Here is a 1280-nt window from a genome sequence, read left to right as displayed (position 1 = left end):
CCACCGCCGCCGCGCTCACCCCTCTCAACCCCAGCAGCGTCGCCTCCAGCTCCCCCGGCTCCACCCGCACGCCACGGATCTTCACCTGCTCGTCCCGCCTTCCCAGATACTCCAGGCATCCGTCCGGCCGCACCCGGACACGGTCTCCCGTCCGGTACAAACGCGCTCCCTCGCGCCACGGATGCGGCACGAAACGTTCCGCACTCGCACCCGGACGACCCAGGTAGCCCCGTGCCAGCCTCGTTCCTCCAACGTACAGCTCCCCCGATCCGCCCGCTATGCTCGGCATCATCCCTTCGTCCAGCACGTACAGTTCCGCACCTTGCAGCGCCTCGCCGATCGGCACCCGCGCCCACGGCTGCGCCGTCTCCGCCACTTCGCCCCAGCTCGCGCACACCGTCACCTCGGTCGGTCCGTATGCATTGATCAGCCGACGCCCCGCGCCCCAGTCCCGCACGATCTCCCAGCTGCAACGCTCTCCCGCGCTGACCAGCGTGCCCAGCGCCGGCAGCCCCCCGCCCGGCAACAGCTGCAGCAGCGCCGGCGGCAGCGTCGCGTGGCTGACCGCTTCCTTCTCCAGCCATGCCACCAGACGGTCCGCTTCCTGCACGTCCTCCGCCATCACCAGGCACGCGCCGCTCAGCACGCTCGTAAATATCTCCGACACCGACGCATCGAAACCGATCGACGCAAACTGGCATACCCGGCTCTCGGCGCCGATACCGAAGGCCGCGATCTGAGCCTGCGCCAGCTCCAGCAGCCCGCCCCGCGTAATCGACACGCCCTTGGGTCGGCCCGTCGAACCCGACGTGTAAATCACATAGGCCAGACCCGCCGCCGGCATCGCCTCATCGCTGTATTCCGCATCGCGCTGCTCCGCGCCTTCGGCTTCGCACGCCGACAGCAGCACGCTCGCTTGCGGCCCGATCCGCTCGACCAGCGCCTCCGTCGGCCCGTGCGTCAGCACCAGCGACAGGCCGCTATCCTCGCGCAGCATCCTCAAGCGCGCTTCCGGCAGTTGCGGGTCCAGCGGCACGTAGGCCGCATGCGCCTCGAGAATGCCCAGCATCCCCACGATCAGATCCGGCGTGCGCTCCATGCACAGGCCGATCCGCGTTTCCGGCCCCGCGCCGCGTTGCCGCAGCGCCTGCCCCACCGCGCGGGCACGCCGCCAGAGCGTCGTGTAGTCGAGGTGTTCGCCGGCTCCGCTCACCGCCGAACGCGCACCATGCCGCCGCCCCGATTCGCGCAGCGCGCGCAGCAGATCCCCTGACGGCGCC

At 70.5% G+C, this 1280-nt stretch carries 1 protein-coding gene; it reads right to left on the bottom strand.

What is annotated here, in order from left to right:
* On the bottom strand, positions 1-1280 hold a 1280-nt coding region (locus AC1RQF_RS33300), incomplete at both ends, for an amino acid adenylation domain-containing protein (RefSeq protein ID WP_492874385.1).

This window comes from Burkholderia sp. GW821-FHT14F03, from assembly GCF_058803765.1.
This window is presented reverse-complemented; position numbering and strand designations above follow the sequence as displayed.